Origin of the sequence: Arenimonas sp., assembly GCF_041913985.1 — a bacterium.
GTDB lineage: Bacteria > Pseudomonadota > Gammaproteobacteria > Xanthomonadales > Xanthomonadaceae > Arenimonas.
In genome coordinates this window covers 1-17787 of the sequence record NZ_JAYSEG010000033.1, presented here as the reverse complement: position 1 = coordinate 17787, position 17787 = coordinate 1, and the positions used below count along the sequence as shown (strand labels likewise).

The window sequence follows — 17787 nt, the reverse complement described above, 5'->3', positions numbered from 1 at the left end:
CCCGAATACAGAAGCGACAGGCCCATGACCCCCGCCAAGACCCCGATCCGACTTGCATTGCTCGCGCTGGCGCTGTTCGCCACCGCGGTGGGCGCGCAGGACATCACCACCATTGCAGGCAGTGGCCAGCCCGGACCCGTGGAAACGACCGAGCCGGCCGAGGAGGCCAACTTCGAGCGGCCGACGGTCATCGCCAGGACCTTCCGCACCGTCTGGGTGGCCGACCGCTTCCGCATCCGCTCGGTCTATCCGCCGCACGTCAACGTGGTCATCGGCACCGGCGTCGAGGGCTTCGATGGCGACGGAGGCAAGGGGGGAGTGGCGCGCATCCACGAGCCCGGCGGTATCGTCTCCCGCCCGGGCGGCGACACTTTCGGCATCGTCTATTTCACCGATCCGGTGGCGCACCGCATCCGCGTGATGATCCAAGGGGGTGATGTGCACACGTTCGCAGGCGATGGCACCGGCGCCAACACCGGCGACGGCGGCGCGGCCATCGACGCCCAGCTCGACGCGCCGCAGGCGCTGGTGCGCCATGGCGCCGACCTTTACGTCGCCACCCGCCACAAGGTGCGCCGCATCCGGACCGGTCCCGAGATCTACAGCCTGCCCACTGGCACCATCACCACCTATGCCGGCACCGGCGAGCCGGGCTTTTCCGGCGACGGCGGCCCGGCGCGGCTGGCGCGGTTCAACGGCATCGGCGCGATGGCCACCGGGCCAAATGGCGAGCTCTACATCGTCGACACCGGCAACCACCGCATCCGTCGCGTAGGCACCGACGGCATCGTCACTACCGTGGCCGGCAATGGCACGGTGGGCGACGGCGGCCTGGGCGGTCCGGCCACGGCGGCACCGGTCTCCGACGTCACTGGCCTGGCGGTGGATTCCACGGGCCGGCTGTATATCGCCCAGGGCCCGCGCCATCGCGTGCTGCGCCTGGCCAGCAATGGCAGCCTGCACCTGTTCGCGGGCACCGGCGTGGCGGGTTTCTCCGGTGACGGCGGCCCCGCGAACCAGGCCCGCCTGAACTGGCCGGCCGACATCACCATCGACGACGACGACCGGCTCTGGATTTCCGACCGGGACAACCTGCGCGTCCGCCGGGTCGAGGTCAGTCCCGCCGACGGCGCCACCGTGCCCGCGGCGCCGGGCATGCCCCGCGCCAGTTCGGCCAACAATGCCGCCTTCGTCGAGGTGACGCCGCCGGACGATGGGGGCAGTCCGATCCTTGGCTACGTTTATGAAGCCACCCCGGCTGACGTGCCGCCGGTCGATATTCCGTACGAAGGCTGGACCGTGAGCGGCCTGCAGAACGGGCGCAGTTACACCTTCACCGTGCGCGCGCGCAATGCCGCGGGCCTGGGGCCGGCCTCGCCGCCGTCCAACCCGGTGGTGCCCTCGGGCAGCCTGGCGAGGCTGGACATGGCCGAGGCCATCGCCGAGGAGGGAGATGACGGCGAGCGCACCGCCACCGTCGTGTTCCGCCTGGACCGGCCCGCGACCATGCCGGTCGAGTTCCAGATCGAAAGCGCCGGCGGCACCGCCACCCCGGGCGTCGACTACGTGCCGGTGCCGCGCACGCCGCTGCGCATCGAGGTGGGGCAGAGCCAGGTGACGCTGCCGGTGACGATCCTGGGCGACGGCATCCAGGAGCTCGACGAAACCATCACCCTGGCCTGGGATTTCGGCATCAGTGGCGCCTTCCGCGCCATCGGCGGCATCCGGCCCTGGAACGTGGTGATCCGCGACGACGACATGCAGACGGTGAACATCCTGGTGCGCGACGAGCAGGTGGTGCTCGCCGAAAACAGCCCCGCCACCGTCGTCCCCGTGGTCGACAACGACGAGGTGGAGCGCGCGCGCCTGGCCGGCGGCAGCCTCACGATCCTGCAGGCGCCCACGCTCGGCACCGCGGCCGTGGACAACCGCGCCACGCCCGCCAGCGCCGGCGACGACCACATCGTCTACACGCCGCGCGCCGACACCGCGGGCGAAGACCTGTTCTCCTACCGCCTGTGCACCGGCGACGGCACCTGCGACGAAGGCGTGGTGACCGTGCTGCTGCGCCCGACGCCGCGCGTGGACAAGACTGTCACCGAGACCTCGGGTTCGCTGTTCACCACCCTGCAGGGCCTGCGCGCGCTGCCTTCTGCCACGTACGCCGCCACGCCGCTTGTGGCGCCGGTGACGGAAACGGGCACGCTGGCGCCGGATCCCACCCGCTTCCTGCCCTGGGACAACGACGAGGGCCGCCATGTGATGGCGCGTGCCATCCCGGCCCACGCCGATGCCGCGCCGCGCAAGTGGAAGCTGCTGGTGGAAGCGGGCGACCGCACCGGCCCGGTCGTCGACCTCTACGTTGGCCTGGACACCAACGACGACGGCCGCCCCAGCCCCGACGAACTGCGCTGCACCGCCGCCACGGTGGCGGCGATCGAGCGCTGCGAACTCAGCGTCGAGCAGCCGCCCGGCGAAGTGCTGCGCTGGTGGGCCATCGCGCACAACCGCGGCATCCCGGCGGCGCCGTTCCGCCTCGACGCCTACGAGGTGCCGGTGCGCGCCGGCGACGGCAGCCTGTTCGCCACCGGCCCGGGCCGCGTCGCCGCGGTCGAACCGCTGAAGCTGCGCCTTGGCTGGAATGATCCGACGCTGCTGCCCGGTGAAACGCGCGTGGGCTACGTTTCCGTGTCGGGTGGCGGGGGCCGCGACCTCGGCAGCTTCCCCGTGCGCCTGCAGCGGGAAGAGGGCGCCGACGCCGCCATCGTGCTGCAGCCCGGCGTCGGCAAACGCCTGGCGCTCGCATCCGGGCGCAGCCACCCGGCCATCGTCGTCGACGTGCCGCTGGGCGCCACGCGCCTGACCGTCAGCACGCAGAGCGCGCAGAACGTCGACCTGTGGCTGACGCCCTGGGACGCGCCGCCCGAGGCCGTTGTTTCCAAGGTGGGCCCGGTGCCCTCGGCGCCGCTGTACGCCGCCTACGGCCCCACCGGCAACGAAACCCTGCGGGTGGAAGGCGCTGCGCTGAAGCCGGGCCGCTGGTACCTGGTGCCGCGCAACGGCGGCGCCACGCCGGCCACGCTCGAGATCCGCGCTGACATCGAGGCCAACACGCCGGCCGTGCGGCCCGGCAGCTACTTCAACGCCGACCGGTCCGGCCACGGCCTGTTCCTGTATCCGGCGGGCAACCAGTGGGCCGGTCTCTGGTACACCTACCTCGAGGACGGCACCTCCACCTGGTACTACCTGCAGGCGCCGGCGCCGGGGATCGACGGCCTCTGGAGCAGTCCGGTGTTCCGCGCCGCCTGGGACGGCGGCCGCAACGTGCTCACCGAAGTGGGCCGCGCCGTGGTCACGCCCACCGGCGGCGACACCTTCAACTTCAGCTACACGGTGGACGGCGTGACCGGCGGCGAGCCGATGGCGCCGCTGGGCCGCGGCTGCCCGACGCTGGGCGGCATTCCGGTGGACGCCAGCTCGCACTGGTTCAACCCGGCGCGCGCCGGCGCGGGCTACAGCGTGCAGCTGTTCCCGGACTACGAATTCATCGCGGCCTTCGTCTACGATGCCCGCGGCGAACCGCGCTTCCTTGCCGGCGAACGCCAGGGTTTCGGCGGCGGCACGGCCAACCTGGCGCTGGAGCAGCTTTCCGGCTTCTGCCCCACCTGCACCCGCGTCAGCGAACCCGAGCGCTTCGACGTGGGCGTGATCGGCCGCACCTTCAGCCAGGGCCAGCTGCGCCGCATCTCGCTTGATGCCGCCTTCACCGCCGGCGTCGGCGGCAGCTGGAGCGCCGACGAGGAGGTGCAGCTGCTGGGCGGGGCGGGGACCACCCAGGGGTGCGCGCCGTAAAGAGCCGGCGGGGCCGAGGGCAGGGATGAAAGATTCTCAGGCCGCGTTCGCCGGCAGTCGCTAGGGTGGGAGGCTGAGCCTCCTGCCGTCCCGACACCCCCCGCCATGAATCCGATCCCCGTCATTTCCCGCGCCGCCCTCGCCGCGTTCTTCCTGCTGGCCGCCACGGCCGAAGCCGGGACCATCGAAACGGTGGCCGGCAACGGCAACCCCGCCTACTCGGGCGATGGCGGTCCCGCGACCCAAGCCAACGTCGACGCACCCACGGCCGTGGTGGGGCTGCCTGGCACCCAGGCCTTCTACTTCGCCGGCGGCACCACCATCCGGCGCGTGGACGAACAGGGCATCATCAGCACCGTTGCCGGACAGGGTGATTTGTCCGGCGGCACGGCCGGCTACTCCGGCGACGGCGGCCCGGCCACCGCGGCGCTGCTGTCAGGGGTCACGTCGCTGGCCATCCACCCGGCGAGCGGCGACCTGTTCATGGTCGACCGCGACAATGCGCGCGTGCGCCGGATCGATTCGCAGGGCGTCATCACGACCTTCGCCGGCACGGGCCAGCACCTGTTCACCGCCGATCCCGGCCCGGCCGCGGAGCGGCCGCTCCGGTGGCCGCTGGTGCTCACCTTCGACGCCGGCGGCACGCTGTACATCGCCGACCACAGCAGCATTCGCAAGGTGGGCCCGGACGGCGTCATGCAGCGTATCGCCGGCGACGGCACGGTCGGCTACAACGGCGACGACATTCCCGCGGTCGGCGCCAAGCTCAACGCGCCGGACGGGTTGGTCGCCGCGCTCGATGGCAACCTCTACATCTCGGACCGCGGCAACGGCCGCCTGCGCAAGATCGACGCCAACGGCATCATCTCCACGGTCGCCGCGCTTTCGCCCACCGGGCTCGCCACCGACGTGCATGGCAACCTGTATTTCGGCAAATCCGGTTCGGCCAGAATCGACCGTTACCTGCCGCACCTGCAGGCTACAGAACCCGTCGCGGGCACCGGTGTCGCCGGCTTCTCCGGTGACGGTGGGCCTGCGCTCGAGGCGAAGTTCGGCACCCTGGTGTCGCTGGCGGTCTCGGAGTCGGGCGAGCTCTACATCGCCGACCATGACAACTGGCGCGTGCGCCGCGTGGCGTCGCCCGATGCGCAGCTGCCCCGGGCCGACTTCGAGGGCGACTTCGTGGAGGAAGGCGACGAAGGCACCACGCCCGCGACCTTCCGCGTCCGGCTGGACCGGCCGGCGCCGGCGCCGGTGCGGTTCACAGCCTCCACCTTCGATATGACGGCCACCGGCGACCACGACTACGTTCCGCTCACCGCCGAGGTCCACGAAATCGCGGCCGGGGCGAGCGAAGCCAGTTTCGTCGTCCAGGTGAACGGGGACCGTTACGTCGAGGGCCACGAGGACTTCCGCGTCGAAGTGACCTTCCTGTCCGGTGCGCTCATGTCCTCGGGCGGGTACGTTGGCACCGCCGTCGGCGCCATTTCCGACGACGACACGGCGGGCCCGTCGGTCTTCTTCCTTCGCGAAGACCGGGAGATCGTCGCGGAAAACGCCACCCGGCGACAGCTGACGGTCACGTCCAACGACAGCGCCGACATCGGCCCCGACGGTGGGCTGTCGATCGTGACCCAGCCGGCGCGGGGCGTCGTCGAGCTCGACTTCGGCATCCTCTGGTACACGCCGAACCGCGACTGGACGGGCGAAGACGAGTTCACCTATCGCCTGTGCGAAACCGCGGACCGATGCCTGCAGGCGAAGGCGACGCTGGTCGTCCGCCCGCTCGGGGACGTTTACCTGTCGGTGTTGACGCATGCCGGGCGCGAGCGCATCGGCGTGGGCGATCTTCGCGCGCTGCCGGGGGCGAAGTTCCTTGCCACGCCCCTGGTGGCCCCGGTCGAGCTTGATTTCGACCTGGGCGTCGACACCGCGCCGCAGTCGCCCTGGGACAGTACCGACGGCGTCGCGTGGCAGGTTCGCACGATCCCCGCCGGTGCCCAGGCGCGCACGCTGAAGGTGCTCGCCATGGACGGCGGCGAGACGCCGTTCAATTCGACGCTCTACCTTGGCCGTGACCTGGACGGCGACGGCCGCCCAAGCGCAGGCGAGCAGGGCTGCATACAGGACGAATCCCTGCGTCGCTGCGAGCTCACGCTCGCGCAGGCGGCGGGCCAGTCCGTGTCGTACTGGGTGATGCTGCACAGCCGGAACGCCGAGCCGCAGATGGCTCGGGTCGACGTGTTCGAGGTTGCCCAGGTCGAGGGTGATGGCCGCTTCTTCGCCACGGCCCCGGGCCATTTGCCCGCGGGGCAGGACTTCGACCTCACCCTGGCCTGGGACGATCCCACTTTCCTGGCGGGCCAGGAGCGGGCGGCCTACGTGCGCGTCTTCGCGGACGGTGCCACCCCGACGGGCGAATTCCCCGTCATCCTCCGGCGCGACCTGTCGGTCGAGCGTCCCATCCGGCTGGTGGATGGCGTGACCACGCAGGTGGGCCTGGATGCCGGCGGCACCCACAAGTCCATCTACTTCGACGTGCCGGCCGGGACCACCCGACTGCGCGTCACCAGCCAGAGCGATGCGAACGTCGACCTGCACCTGGTGCCGGCCTTGTACGCCAGCGGCAGCACGACGGGTATCGCACCGGTTCCGGAACCCTACCAGCCGGTGGCGGTGGGCGAGGGTGCCACGGGCAGCGAGGACATCGTGGTGCAGGCCGGGCTGGTGCAGCCGGCGCGCTGGTACGTCGTGGCCTACAACCGCGACGGCAGTCCGGCCAGCGTGGCCCTGACCGCCACGCTCGAGTCGGCGGCGCCCGTGGTGCGGCCAGGCAGCTATTTCAACGAGGCGCGTTCCGGTCATGGCCTGTTCCTTTACCCCGCGGGCGGCGTCTGGGCGGGCCTGTGGTACACCTACCGCGAGGACGGCTCGCCCACCTGGTATTACCTGCAGGCGCCCGCGCCGGGCGCCAAGGGCGTGTGGACGTCGCCGATCTACCGCGCGGCCTGGGACGGTGATTCGAACCACCTGGTCGAAGTGGGCTCGGCCACGGTCACGCCGGGCGGCCCCGACGCCTTCCGCTTCAGCTACAGCATCGACGGCCTCGCCGGCTCCGAGGCGATGGCCAGCCTGGGCCGCGGTTGCCCCTCGCTCGACGGCAGCCCGCAGGACCTCAGCTCGCACTGGTTCGACCCGGCCCACGCCGGCACCGGCTACAGCGTGCAGATGCTGGCCAACTATGAATTCATGGCCGCCTTCGTCTACGACGGCCTCGGCGAGCCGCGTTTCCTGGTGGCCGAGCGCACCGGCTTCGGCGATGCCGACGACGTGCTCGACGTCGAGCAGCTGGGCGGCGCCTGCCCGACGTGCACGTACTACGGGCGGCCGCAGCGTGCCACGGTGGGCACGCTGCGGCGCGTGCTCGGAGGTGGCACGCTGCAGTCGATGGAGTTGGACGCCGTCTTCACCATCGCGCCTTTGAACCGCCCGATCCCCGGGGCATGGAGTTCGGTGGACGCCGTCGTTCCCCTTGGCGGCCCCGGCACCACGCAAGGTTGCGCGCCCTGAGCCGGACTCGCAGTATGGCGCCATGAAACGCCATTTCTCGATGATCCGCGACTTCCACCTGGCCGACTGGTTCACGCTGGCCAATGCGTTCTGCGGCACCGGCGCCATCTTCGCGGCCATGCGCTTCCTGCAGGATGGCCACGTGGGCGACCTGATGTGGGGCATGGCCCTGGTGCCGCTGGCCTTCGTGTTCGACGCGCTCGACGGCTGGGTGGCGCGGCAGCGCCACGGCGCCTCGCTGCTGGGCCGCGAGCTCGATTCGCTGTCCGACGTGATCTCCTTCGGCGTCGCGCCCGCGGCGCTGGCCTATGCCTGCGGCATGCAGGGTGGCTGGGACTGGCTGGTGCTGTCGTACTTCGTCGGCTGCGGCGTCAGCCGCCTGGCGCGCTTCAACGTCACCGCCGAGGCCCTGGCCGCCGGCGGCGACAAGGTGAAGTACTTCGAAGGCACGCCCATTCCCACCTCCGTGGTGCTGGTGGGCCTGCTGGCGCTGTCGGCCTGGCAGGGCCGCATCGGCGAGACCCTGTGGCTGGGCCGGCTTGATCTCGGCTGGCAGCTGCATCCGCTGGTGCTGCTGTTCGCGCTCTCGGGCTCGCTGATGATCAGCAAGACCATCCGGATCCCGAAACCGTGATCCGCCCGCTGCTGGCCTCGCTGGTGGCGGTGGACGCCCACCTGCTGGGCCAGCGGCCGCTGCCGGCGGCGGCGGGGCTGCCGCGCTTCCTGCGCGAGTTCCTGTACTTCGGGGTGAAGGAGGCGCGGGCCTGCCTGTTCGTGGTGCTGTTCTTCGCGGCGGTGTTCACCGTGCCGCGCGAGGGCCTGCTGGGACTGCCGCGCTACGACGTGCTGCTGGTGGTGGCGCTGGCCATCCAGTTCGGCATGCTGGCCGCGAAGCTCGAGACCTGGGACGAGTTCAAGGCCATCGGCCTGTTCCACGTCGTGGGCTTCGCGCTGGAGGTGTTCAAGACCTCGCCGGCCATCGGCTCCTGGAGCTACCCGGACGCGGGCTACACCAAGGTGCTGGGCGTGCCGCTGTTCGCCGGCTTCATGTACGCGGCGGTGGGCAGCTACATCATCCAGGCCTGGCGCCTGTTCGACCTGCGCGTGCTGCACCACCCGCCGCACTGGATGGCCGCGCTGGTGGCCACGCTCATCTACGCCAACTTCTTCACCCATCACTACATCGGCGACTACCGCTGGTACCTGGCGGCCTGCGCGCTTGGCCTGTACGCGCGCTCCACCGTGGTGTTCCGGCCGCTCGACCGCGACCGCCGCATGCCGCTGCTGCTGGCCTTCGTGCTCATCGGCTTCTTCATCTGGGTGGCCGAGAACATCAGCACCTTCTTCCACGTCTGGCGCTACCCGAACCAGATGGGCGCCTGGGCGGCCGTGCACGTGGGAAAATGGAGCTCCTGGGCGCTGCTGGTGGTGATGACCTTCACCATCGTGGCCAACCTCAAGCACGTGAAGGAACGCATCCATGTCCCCGACTGAAAGCCCCCGCGCATGGACCTGATCCTCGTCACGCTCGACCTGGTCGGCACCTTCGTGTTCGCGCTCAGCGGCGCGCTGGTGGGCGTGCGGCACCGGCTCGACCTGTTCGGCGTGCTGGTGCTGTCCTTCGTGGCCGGCAACGGCGGCGGCGTGATGCGCGATGCCCTCATCGGCGCCACGCCGCCGGCCGCGCTGCAGGACTGGCGCTACGTCGCCATTTCCGTCGCCGCCGGCCTGCTCACCTTCTGGCGCGCCGACGCCATCGAGCGCTGGCGCAACCCGGTGCAGTCCATCGACGCGGTCGGCCTGGGCGTGTTCGCCGTGGCCGGCGCGCTCAAGGCGCAGGCCTTCGGGCTGGGCCCGGTGGGCGCGATGCTGCTGGGCATGCTCACCGGCGTCGGCGGCGGCATGATCCGCGACGTGCTGGTGGCCCAGGTGCCCACCGTGCTCAAGGCCGAGCTCTACGCCATTGCCGCCCTCGCGGGCGCCGGCGTGGTGGTGCTGGGCACGGCGCTGTCGCTGCCGCTGCCCTGGGTGGTGGGCGCCGGTTTCGTGGCCTGCACCGGCCTGCGCCTGTTCGCCATCCGCCGCGGCTGGAAGCTGCCGGTGGCGCAGCCGCCGGCCTAGACCCAGCCGGTGGCGTAGAACACGCCGATGATGAAGAACACCGCCATCGTCTTCACCAGCGTGATGGCGAAGATGTCCTTGTAGGCCTGGCGGTGGGTCAGGCCGGTCACGGCCAGCAGGGTGATCACCGCGCCGTTGTGGGGCAGGGTGTCCATGCCGCCGCTGGCCATGGCGGCCACGCGGTGCAGCACTTCCATCGGGATGCCCGAGGCATTGGCGTTGGCGATGAAGGTGTCGGCCATGGCCGCCAGCGCGATCGACATGCCGCCCGAGGCCGAGCCGGTGATGCCGGCCAGCGCGGTGACGGTGATGGCCTCGTTCACCAGCGGGTTCGGGATCGAGCCCAGCGCGTTGGCCACCACCAGGAAGCCGGGCAGGGCGGCGATGACGGCGCCGAAGCCGTATTCCGAAGCCGTGTTCATCGAGGCCAGCAGCGCGCCGCCGATGGCCGGCTGCGTGCTCTGCGAGAAGTGCGCGCTCACCGACTTCCAGCCCAGCAGCACCACGGCGACGATGCCGGTGAGCAGCGCGGCTTCCACCGCCCAGATGGCGGCCACCTTCGAGACTTCCTGCACCACCGGGGCCGGGTCGCCGATCACCGAGGGCACGAAGGAATGGCTGTCGCCGTACAGGCGCGGGATCAGCAGCGTGTAGACCTTGTTGGTCACGCCCACCAGCAGCAGCGGCAGCAGCGCCACGAGCGGGTTGGCCAGCTTGTCGCCGGCGAAGGGCGCGGGCTCGTTCTTCAGGTCGGAGCCGTAGCCTTCGCCGGCGCGGCGGGCCACGCGTCGGCGCCACTCCAGGTAGGCCATGCCCAGCGCCAGGATGAACACGCCGCCCAGCGTGCCCAGCACCGGCGCGGCCCAGGTGTCGGTGCCGAAGAAGCCGGCCGGGATGATGTTCTGGATCTGCGGCGTGCCCGGCAGCGCGTCCATGGTGAAGGTGAAGGCACCCAGCGCGATGGTGCCGGGAATGAGGCGCTTGGGGATGTCGGCCTGGCGGAACAGCTCGGCCGCGAACGGGTACACCGCGAACACCACCACGAACAGCGACACGCCGCCGTAGGTGAGCAGCGCGCACACCGCCACGATCGACAGCATGGCGCGGTCGGGCCCGAACAGCCGGATGGTGGCCGCGACGATGGACTTGGAGAAACCCGAGACCTCGATCAGCTTGCCAAAGATGGCGCCCAGCAGGAACACCGGGAAGTAGAGCTTCAGGAAGCCCACCATCTTGTCCATGAACAGGCCGGTGAACATCGGCGCCACCAGCGTGGGGTCGGTGAGCAGCACCGCGCCCAGCGCCGCCACCGGCGCGAACAGGATCACGCTGTAGCCGCGGTAGGCCACCAGCATCAGGAAACACAGCGCCGCAAGCACGATCAGGAAGGACATGCCTTCGAATCCCCGGGGGAGAGCCAGGGGCCGAGTGTCCGCAGCCCGGGCCCGGCCGGCCACTTGTACCAAGGTACAGGTGCCGGTGCCGGGGGCGCGCCGTAGTCTGCCGTGCAACCGGCCGTCCGGCCGCCTGAACGTCGTGCAAGGGGAACCCATGAAGCGCAACCATCTGAGCCTGGCCATCGGCCTCACCCTGTCCCTGGTCGCCCTGCAGGCGCAGGCCCAGGACACCGCCGCCGAGGACGAGGGCAGCCAGGCCACCGCGGCCACGCTCGACACCATCGAGGTCACCGCGCGCCGCCGCACCGAGTCCATCCAGGACGTGCCGGTGGCGGTCAGCGCCTTCTCGGAGGACGCGCTCAAGGACCTGCAGGCCACCAACATCGACGGCCTGCAGGGCGCCGTGCCGAACATGAACATCGTGCAGGGCCGCGGTTCCTCGAACTCGGTGAACGTCTTCATCCGCGGCATCGGCCAGCCCGACGCGCTTCAGACCTTCGACCCGGGCGTGGGCATGTACGTGGACGACGTGTACTACTCGCGCATCAACGGCGCGCTGTTCTCGCTGTTCGACGTGAGCCAGGTGGAAGTGCTGCGCGGCCCCCAGGGCACGCTGTACGGCAAGAACAGCACCGGCGGCGCGGTGAAGATCACCACCCGCAACCCGTTCGACGACGAGGGCGGCGCGGTCGAGATCACCGCCGGTGACTACGGCCGCCGCGAGGGCCGCGTCTACGGCAGCGTGCAGCTCAGCGACACCCTGGCCGCCAGCATCGCCGCCGCCAAGATCACCCGCGACGGCTACGTGACCGACCCGACCACCGGCCGCGAGTTCAACGACGAAGACACCCAGGCCGTCCGCGCCAAGTTCGCCTTCCGCCCGAGCGAGACCTTCAACGGCACGCTGTCGCTGGACTACACCGAGCAGGACAACGCCCTGACCCTGGGCCAGCCGGTGGCGCCGCTGTACGCGGTGAACCTGGCGGGCGGCATCAACATCCTGCGCCTGCCCACCGCCGGCGACTACAACTACGAAACCCGCACCTCCTTCGGCCCGGGCCAGGGCCAGGAGATGAAGCACAAGGGCGCGGCGCTGACCTTGAACTGGACGCTGTCCGACCGCTGGAGCGCCAAGTCCATCACCGCCTACCGCAAGCTCGACACGGCCTCCTTCATCGACATCGACGCCTCCGAGTTCGAGCTCGGCGACGTGTTCGTGGGCGTGGACCAGCGCCAGGCCAGCCAGGAGCTGCAGTTCGCCTACGACAACGGCGGCGACCTCGACGCCATGTTCGGCCTGTACTACATCGACGAGCAGGTGCCCTCGCACCAGGAAGCCTACGCCGACGACTTCCTGCGCTTCGGCGCGCTGCCCATCACCTTCCTGCGCACCATCGACGATGACCTGTCGAACAAGTCGGTGGCCGGCTACGCGCACGCCAACTGGGAGTTCTCGCCGTCCTGGACCCTGTCCGCCGGCCTGCGCTACACCCAGGACAAGAAGAAGTACTTCCGCAGCACCTCCACCTTCTCCAACATCCTGGGCAACGCCGACCCGGCGCTGGCCTTCAACATCAGCGACACCTGGACCGCGCTCACCCCGAGCGTGAGCCTGCAGAAGGCCTTCAGCGAGACGATGATGGGCTACTTCTCGGCCAACCGCGGCTACAAGGCCGGCGGCTTCAATGGCCGCGCCAACACCGCCGCGGAAGTCAGCACCTTCGAGCCCGAGTACGTCTGGACCTACGAGCTGGGCCTGAAGATGCAGTCCGAGGACGGCCGCCTGAGCGGCCGCGTGGCGGCCTTCCACAGCACGTACAAGGACTTCCAGGCCCGCGTTTCCGAGGTGCAGAACCCGGGCGCCCCGGTGCCGACCTTCGCCTTCCCGGTGCTCAACGCCGCGGAGCTGGCCATCGACGGCATCGAGTTCGAGGGCATGGCCCGCCTGGGCGAGGGCACGCTGCTCTCCACCCAGGTCGGCTGGATGGACGCGCGCTACGAAGAGTTCAACGACCCGCGCGTGGTGGTGAACCCGGCGCTGGCCAGCCTGCACGACCACGTGCCGTTCTCGCCCGAGCTGACCGCCCGCGTGGCGCTGCAGCACGGCTTCGAGCTGCCGGGCGGCAGCCTGCTGAGCATCGGCGGCGACGTGTCCTACCGCGGCGAGACCTGGCTGTCGGTGGACAACGCCCCGGGCCTGGTGCAGGACGCCTACACCCTGGTCGGCCTGTACGGCGTGTGGGATTCGAGCGACGGCCGCTGGCAGCTGCGCGCCGGCGTGCGCAACCTGACCGACGAGCTGTACAAGACCGACGGCCAGGAGTTCTCGTCCATCGGTGGCATCCAGACCGCGTACTTCGGCGCGCCGCGCAATTACTACGCGTCGGTCCGCTACAACTTCTGAGTGATGGTGATGTTTCCCCGGGAATTTTCCCAACGGGCCGCGCAAGCGGCCCGTGTTTTTATCCCCGCCGCGCTGCTGGCCACCCTGGCCGGCTGCGCCGCGGAACCGCCGCCGCCGCTGCCGGCGCTCGACATCGACCCCGGCCGCGTCGCCGTGGCCGGGCTCTCGTCCGGCGCCTACATGGCCACGCAGGTGCACCTGGCGTTTTCCGACCGCCTGCGCGGCGCCGCGCTGATCGCCGGCGGCCCGTATGGCTGCGCGGGTGGCTCGCTGGAAACGGCGCTGGGCCCGTGCATGGTGGCCGAGCCCTACGCGCCGGATCCGGCGCGCCTGGCCGGGGTGGTGCAGGAACGCGCCGCGGCCGGCGACATCGCGCCGCCCGGCGGGCTCGCCGGCGACGCGGTGGTCGTGCTGCGCGGCCGCGCCGACACGGTGGTGGCCGAAGCGGTGACGCGTTCGGCGCACGAGCTCTACGCCGCGCTCGCGGGCGAAGTGGGTGGCATGGCACTGCGCTACGACGGCGACCGCGATTTCCCCCACCTGATGCCCACGGTCGATGCCGGCGTGGCCTGCGCCACCGGCGGCCCGCCTTACCTCGGCCGCTGCGGTTTCGACGCCGCCGGCGAGGCCATGGCCTGGCTGTTCGGCCCGGCGCCCGCGGCCGCGGCCGATGCGGCGGCGGGCGAGTTGCGTCGTTTCGACCAGGCGCGCTATGCCGCGCCCGGCACCGACCCGCTGCTCGCCGAAGCCGGCTACCTCTACCTGCCGCCGGCCTGCGCCGCCGGCGAACGCTGCGGCCTGCTGGTGGCTTTCCACGGCTGCGAGCAGAACGCCGACAAGGTGGGCGAGGCCTTCGTGCGCGACGCCGGCTTCAACCGCTGGGCCGACGTGCACCGCGTGGCCGTGCTGTATCCTCAGGTGCGATCAAGCTACCTGCCGTTGAATCCGAAGGCATGCTGGGACTGGTGGGGTTACACGGGCGCGGGCTACGACACCCGGCGCGGCGCGCAGCCGCGCTGGCTGGCCGCGGCCATGACCGCGCTCGGCGCACCGATGCCGTGATGGTGCGGGCGCGCCCGTGCTGACCGACGCCCTGGTCGTCGGCGCGGGCCTGCTGTGGCTGGGCCTGCTGTTCGGCACCGCGCTCTGGGCCGAGCGCCGCCCGGGCCTGCTGGCGCGGCAGTGGCCCGTGGTCTACAGCCTGTCGCTGGCGGTGTACTGCACTTCGTGGACCTTCTACGGCACGGTCACCCAGGCGCAGCGCTCGGGCTGGCCGGTGCCGCCCACCTTCCTGGGCACCATCCTGCTGTACGTGCTGGGCTTCGGCTTCCTGCTCAAGCTGCTGCGGCTGGCGCGCGAGAACAATTCCACCTCGCTGGCCGACCTGATCGCCACGCGCCTGGGCCGCAGCTCCTGGCTGGCGGCGGCGGTCACCTTCGTGGCGGTGCTGGGCATCGTTCCCTACCTGGCGCTGCAGCTCAAGGCCGTGGCGATGAGCTACGGCCTGCTCACGCGCGCCTCGGAACTGTCGCCGCCGCCGTGGCAGGACAGCGCGCTTTACGTGGCGCTGGCCATGGGCCTGTTCGCCATGCTGTTCGGCACGCGGCGGGTGTCGGCGGCCGAGCACAACCGCGGCCTGGTGCTGGCGATGGCGGTGGAGTCGCTGCTCAAGCTCGGCGCCATGCTCGCGCTGGGCGCCTTCGTCTGGTTCGGGCTCGACCTGCCCGACGTGCCCGCGGCGCCGCCGCCGACCGACGGCGCCAGCGGCTTCCCGGCGCTGGTGCTGCTGGGCGCGCTGGCCATGTTCACGCTGCCGCACCAGTTCCACGTGGGCGTGGTCGAGTGCCGCGAGGAAGGGGAACTGCGCACCGCGCGCTGGCTGTTCCCGCTGTACATGCTGCTGATCGCGCTGCCCATCCTGCCGCTGGCGCGCGCCGGCGACGCGCTGCTGGCGCCGATGGGCGTGCCGTCCGACCTGTACGTGCTGGCGTTGCCGCTGGCGCAGGGCCACGAAGGCCTGGCGCTGCTGGCTTTCCTGGGGGGCCTGAGCGCGGCCACCGGCATGGTCATCCTGGCCACGCTGGCGCTGAGCGTGATGATCGGCAACCATTGGCTGGCGCCGCTGCTGGTGCGCGGCCGCTGGGGCGGCGCGGGCGAGGGCGGCGACCTGCGCGGCGCGGTGCTGGCGCAGCGCCGCGTGGGCATCCTGGCCGTGGTGCTGCTGGCCTGGGGCTACAGCCGTGTGATGGCCGGCAACGACGCGCTGGCCGACATGGGCGCCATCTCGTTCTCGGCGCTGGCCACGCTGGCACCGGCGGTGGCCTTCGCCGTGTGGCGGCCGCAGATGCCGGCGCGCGCCGTGCTGGCGGGCCTGGCGGTGGCGGTGGCGATGTGGTGCTGGGCGCTGCTGGTGCCGGCGCTGGCCGAGGCCATGGGCGCGTCGCCGGCGTGGCTGCGCGAGGGGCCGCTGGGCTGGGCCTGGCTGGCGCCCGACACGCTGTTCGGCCTGGGCGACTGGAGCCGCATCGCCCGCGCCACGGTGCTGAGCCTGGTGGCGGGCGCGCTGCTGCCGTGGATGCTGGCTTCGCGACTGGACGCGCGGCCCGACACCGGCGCGGCCGGCGCGCTGTCGCGCGAGGTGCTGCGCGAAGTGGCAGTGCGCTTCCTGCCCGCCGCGAAGGTGGATGCGGCGTTGGCCTCGGCGCCGGCCGGGCAGGCGGTGCCGGCGGCCACGCGCCAGCGCATCGAGCGCGAGCTGGCGGCGGTGCTCGGCGCGGCCTCGGCGCGCCTGCTGCTCGACGCCGCGCGCCGCGCCCAGGGCCCCGACCTCGACACCGTGGCCACCATCGTCGGCGAGGCCTCGCAGGCGCTGCGCTTCAACCAGCGCGTGCTCGAGGCGGCGCTGGAGAACATGAGCCAGGGCATCTCGGTGGTGGACGCCGAGCTGCGCCTGGTGGCCTGGAACCGCCGCTACGCGGAACTGTTCGACTACCCGCGCGAACTGCTGCAGGTGGGCGTGCCCGTGGCCGAGCTGGTGGCGTACAACGTGCGCCGCGGCCTGGCCGGCGGCGGGCGCGAGGAAACCGAGGTGCGCAAGCGCCTGCAGCACATGCGCGCCGGCACCCCCTACGTCGCCGAGCGCCACTTCGGCGACACCGTGGTCGAGATCCGCGGCAACCCGATGCCGGGCGGCGGCTTCGTGGCCACCTTCACCGACGTCACCGCGTTCCGGCGCAGCGAGGCCGAGCTCAAGTCGGTGGCCGAGACGCTGGAACTGCGCGTGGCCGAGCGCACCGCCGAGCTGGCCGGCGCCAAGGCCGAAGCCGAACGCGCCAACCGCGCCAAGACCCGCTTCCTGGCGGCGGTGAGCCACGACCTGGCGCAGCCGCTCAACGCCGCCCACCTGTTCGTGCACGCGCTGGCGCCGCAGCTGGAAGGCACGCCGCACCGCGAGGCGCTGGCGAACGTGGACGGCGCGCTGGGCTCGGCCGAAGACCTGCTCTCGGGCCTGCTCGACATTTCCCGGCTCGACGCCGGCGGCATGGCGCCCAACCCGCAGGCCTTCCGGCTGGACGAACTGCTGCAGCACCTGGTGGCCGAATTCGGCGTGCTCGCCGCGCAGAAGGGCCTGGCGCTCGAGCACGTGCCCTCGGGCGCGTGGGTGCGCAGCGACCCGCAGCTGCTGCGCCGCGTGCTGCAGAACTTCCTGGGCAACGCGGTGCGCTACACCGCGCGCGGCCGCATCCTGGTGGGCTGCCGCCGGCGCGGCGGGGCGCTGGCGATCGAAGTCTGGGACACCGGCCCGGGCATCGCCGAGGCCGACCAGAAGGCCATCTTCGAAGAGTTCCGCCGGCTCGACAAAGGCGGGCAGGGGCTGGGCCTGGGCCTGGCCATCGCCGAGCGCATCGCGCGCCTGCTGGGCCACCCGCTGAAGCTGCGCTCCTGGCCGGGGCGCGGCACCGTGTTCAGCATCGAGGTGCCGCGCGCGGCGCCTTCGCCGGCGCGCCCGGCCGCGCCGGCCGCGCCCGTGCCCGAGCCGCCGCGCAGCCGCGTGCTGGTGGTGGACAACGACGCCGACGTGCTGCGCGGCATGCAGGCCCTGCTGGGCGGCTGGCAGTGCGAAGTGCTGGCCGCGCGCGACGGCGACGAGGCCCTGCGCCTGGTGGCCGGCGCCACGCCCGACCTGGTGCTGCTGGACTTCCACCTCGACGGCGGCCAGACCGGCCTGATGCTGCGCGAACGCCTGTGCGCGGTGCTGCCGGCCCGGCCCTGCGTGGTGATCACCGCCGACCACAGCACCGAAGTGCGCGACGCCGTCGCCGCCGCCGGCTGCACCCTGCTGCACAAGCCGCTCAAGCCGCTGGCGCTGAAGTCGGTGATGGCCCGCCTGCTGCAACCCGCGAAGCTGTAGGAGCGGCTTCAGCCGCGAAGCCTTTCGCGAAG

9 protein-coding genes are annotated in these 17787 nt (G+C 71.6%); 8 read left to right on the top strand and 1 reads right to left on the bottom strand.

The window, feature by feature from the left end:
• The first annotated feature begins 24 nt into the window (after nt 1-24).
• From ACE3Q2_RS10985 to ACE3Q2_RS10965, 5 genes are all read left to right on the top strand, one after another.
• Complete coding sequence (locus ACE3Q2_RS10985) at nt 25-3852, top strand: fibronectin type III domain-containing protein (RefSeq protein ID WP_374474034.1); 3828 nt, start codon at nt 25-27, stop codon at nt 3850-3852.
• Nucleotides 3853-3957: 105 nt separating this feature from the next.
• Complete coding sequence (locus ACE3Q2_RS10980; protein ID WP_374474032.1) at nt 3958-7422, top strand: Ig-like domain-containing protein; 3465 nt, start codon at nt 3958-3960, stop codon at nt 7420-7422.
• 22 nt (nt 7423-7444) lie between these two features.
• Nucleotides 7445-8056 (top strand): phosphatidylcholine/phosphatidylserine synthase, encoded by a 612-nt coding sequence (locus tag ACE3Q2_RS10975; protein WP_374474030.1) that lies wholly within the window; start codon nt 7445-7447, stop codon nt 8054-8056.
• A complete protein-coding gene (locus ACE3Q2_RS10970; protein WP_374474029.1) occupies nt 8053-8916 on the top strand; it encodes a DUF817 domain-containing protein in 864 nt (287 codons plus the stop codon). The genes ACE3Q2_RS10975 and ACE3Q2_RS10970 overlap by 4 nt, the downstream gene beginning before the upstream one ends.
• A gap of 12 nt (nt 8917-8928) precedes the next feature.
• Nucleotides 8929-9543 (top strand): trimeric intracellular cation channel family protein, encoded by a 615-nt coding sequence (locus tag ACE3Q2_RS10965; RefSeq protein WP_231694099.1) that lies wholly within the window; start codon nt 8929-8931, stop codon nt 9541-9543.
• Here the strand turns inward: ACE3Q2_RS10965 and ACE3Q2_RS10960 are convergent.
• A complete protein-coding gene (locus ACE3Q2_RS10960) occupies nt 9540-10937 on the bottom strand; it encodes a GntP family permease (protein WP_374474027.1) in 1398 nt (465 codons plus the stop codon). The genes ACE3Q2_RS10965 and ACE3Q2_RS10960 overlap by 4 nt on opposite strands.
• A 157-nt stretch (nt 10938-11094) precedes the next feature.
• Here ACE3Q2_RS10960 and ACE3Q2_RS10955 point away from each other — a divergent pair, with 157 nt between their 5' ends.
• From ACE3Q2_RS10955 to ACE3Q2_RS10945, 3 genes are read left to right on the top strand one after another with little or no spacing between them, the layout of a single operon-like run.
• Nucleotides 11095-13344 (top strand): TonB-dependent receptor, encoded by a 2250-nt coding sequence (locus ACE3Q2_RS10955; RefSeq protein WP_231694097.1) that lies wholly within the window; start codon nt 11095-11097, stop codon nt 13342-13344.
• A 9-nt stretch (nt 13345-13353) separates the two neighbouring features.
• On the top strand, nt 13354-14406 hold the full coding sequence (locus ACE3Q2_RS10950; RefSeq protein WP_231694096.1) for a PHB depolymerase family esterase: 1053 nt from the start codon (nt 13354-13356) through the stop codon (nt 14404-14406).
• Nucleotides 14407-14422: 16 nt separating this feature from the next.
• Nucleotides 14423-17755: a NahK/ErcS family hybrid sensor histidine kinase/response regulator gene (locus ACE3Q2_RS10945; RefSeq protein ID WP_374474025.1), complete on the top strand. Its 3333-nt coding sequence runs from the start codon at nt 14423-14425 to the stop codon at nt 17753-17755.
• The last annotated feature ends 32 nt before the right edge of the window (nt 17756-17787 follow it).

Excerpts from the sequence above, each read along its gene's own strand:
- ACE3Q2_RS10975 (WP_374474030.1), top strand. The coding sequence starts at position 7,445 with ATGAAACGCCATTTCTCGATGATCCGCGACTTCCACCTGGCCGACTGG.
- ACE3Q2_RS10960 (WP_374474027.1), bottom strand. The coding sequence starts at position 10,937 with ATGTCCTTCCTGATCGTGCTTGCGGCGCTGTGTTTCCTGATGCTGGTG.
- ACE3Q2_RS10955 (WP_231694097.1), top strand. The coding sequence starts at position 11,095 with ATGAAGCGCAACCATCTGAGCCTGGCCATCGGCCTCACCCTGTCCCTG.
- ACE3Q2_RS10950 (WP_231694096.1), top strand. The coding sequence starts at position 13,354 with ATGTTTCCCCGGGAATTTTCCCAACGGGCCGCGCAAGCGGCCCGTGTT.
- ACE3Q2_RS10985 (WP_374474034.1), top strand. The coding sequence starts at position 25 with ATGACCCCCGCCAAGACCCCGATCCGACTTGCATTGCTCGCGCTGGCG.
- ACE3Q2_RS10980 (WP_374474032.1), top strand. The coding sequence starts at position 3,958 with ATGAATCCGATCCCCGTCATTTCCCGCGCCGCCCTCGCCGCGTTCTTC.
- ACE3Q2_RS10965 (WP_231694099.1), top strand. The coding sequence starts at position 8,929 with ATGGACCTGATCCTCGTCACGCTCGACCTGGTCGGCACCTTCGTGTTC.